General features: G+C 71.7%; 2 protein-coding genes. Both read left to right on the forward strand.

Annotated elements, in window-relative coordinates; translation table 11 throughout:
• A partial coding sequence (locus G3O00_RS42620; protein WP_206146589.1) for a CoA transferase occupies positions 1-546 on the forward strand: 546 nt, incomplete at its 5' end.
• A gap of 44 nt (positions 547-590) precedes the next feature.
• Positions 591-1,469: MFS transporter (locus tag G3O00_RS42625; protein WP_206146590.1), on the forward strand; the 879-nt coding region annotated here is incomplete at its 3' end.

Raw genomic sequence — 1,469 nt, forward strand, 5'->3', positions numbered from 1 at the left:
TGCGGGCGCGGCCAGCATCTCGACGTGTCGATCCACGACGCGATTTTCGCGTGGACCGCGCCGGCCGCGTGGGCGCTGCGCACCGGTCGCGATTCGCACGACACGGCGCGCTGGGTGATGCCCGACAACGATCTGTTCGAGACCGCCGACGGGCGGCACATCGTGCTCGCGACGCTCGAGGACAAGTTCTGGGCCACGTTCGCCGATGCGCTCGGCGACGCGTATCCGGCGCTGCGCGAACCGCGTTTCGCGCAGCGCGAAGGCCGGCAGCAGCATCGGCACGCGCTAGGCGCGCTGCTGCGCGCGACCTTCGCGACGCGCACGCAGGACGACTGGATGCGCGTGCTCGGCGCGCTCGGGCTGCCGGTGTCGCGCGTGCCCGACGCGGGCGCGGTGTTCGACGATCCGCACGTGCGCGCGGGCGGCGTCGCGCGGGAGGTGACGGCCGACCGGTCGCTCGCGGTGCGCTTCCCGGTGAAATTCTCGCTCGGCCTGCCGGACGGCGACGACCGGGTGCCGGCGCCCGGCGAGCACGGCGGCGGATAGCGCGACGCCACCGGCCGCCGACGATAACGAAACAGGAGACAGCCATGACGAATGGTGCGCAGTACCGCCCCGGACGGGCGTGGTCCATCGCGACGATGCTCGCGCTGATGATGCTGGTGAATTTTCTCGACAAGGTCGTGCTCGGCCTCGTGTCGGTACCGATGATGCGCGACCTGCATCTGAGCCCGACGCAGTTCGGCGTGATCGGCGGCAGCCTCAACTGGCTGTTCGCGGTCGCGGCGGTCGCGGGCGGCATCGCCGCGAACCGCTGGCCCGCGAAATGGCTGCTGTTCGCGATGGCGGCCGCGTGGGCGCTGCTGCAACTGCCGATGCTCGCCGCGAGCTCGATCTGGGTCGTCATCGCGTGCCGCGTGCTGCTCGGCATCGGCGAGGGGCCGGCGTCGCCGGTCGCGACGCATGCGATCTACAAATGGTTTCCCGATACGCGACGCAATCTCCCGGTCGCACTGCTGCACCAGGGCAGCGCGCTCGGCCTGCTGATCGCGGGGCTCGCGATTCCGGTCGTCACGTCGCACTGGGGCTGGCGAGCGAACTTCGCGCTGCTCGCGGTGCTCGGGGCCGTGTGGTGCATCGCGTGGGCGGTGGTCGGCGAGGAGGGCACGCTGTCGCGCGGCCCGCGCGCGGCCGGCGGCGAACGCGTGCCGTACGGGCGGCTGCTGACCGACCGCACGGTGCTCGGCAACTTTCTCGGCCATTTCGCGGCGAACTGGATTCTCGCGATGACGCTCACGTGGATGCCGACCTACCTGCAGCTCGGGCTCGGCTTCGGGCCGCACGAGGCGGGGCGCATGTTCGCGCTGTTCGTCGCGGTCACGTCGCCGCTGAGTCTCGCGCTGGCGTGGCTGTCGCAGACGCTGCTCGCGCGCGGCATGCCGTCGCGGCACGGACGCGGCACGTTCATC

Origin of the sequence: Burkholderia sp. Ac-20384 (assembly GCF_017104605.1) — a bacterium.
GTDB classification, from domain to species: Bacteria; Pseudomonadota; Gammaproteobacteria; order Burkholderiales; family Burkholderiaceae; genus Burkholderia; species Burkholderia lata.